The sequence below is a fragment of the Photorhabdus sp. RM71S genome (genome assembly GCF_042879355.1).
Classification (GTDB): Bacteria; Pseudomonadota; Gammaproteobacteria; order Enterobacterales; family Enterobacteriaceae; genus Photorhabdus; species Photorhabdus kayaii.
The window spans coordinates 1-211 of sequence record NZ_JBHFKV010000376.1 but is presented as its reverse complement, the minus strand read 5'-3'; the positions used below and the strand labels follow the sequence as shown (position 1 = coordinate 211).

General features: G+C 40.3%; 1 pseudogene. It reads right to left on the bottom strand.

The features are described 5' to 3' along the window. A pseudogene (locus tag ACGF5R_RS25250) lies at nt 1-211 on the bottom strand (IS982 family transposase); the annotation flags it as partial.

Here is a 211-nt window from a genome sequence, read left to right as displayed (position 1 = left end):
GTAGCTGACCAACCTGGGAAAATCGGCCTGAAGATAGTGTTTAACATGCTGAATATAAAACGTTTTAAAATCACGATAATGGCTCATGTGGAATAAAATGAGTATCGTCATCACTTCACTGAGAGAAAGGGAAGCGTCGCGGCGACGTTTGAGCAAGCCATTTTCAATTAACTGTTGATGCCAGAGAGGAATAAATTTTTGGCAAAAGTCA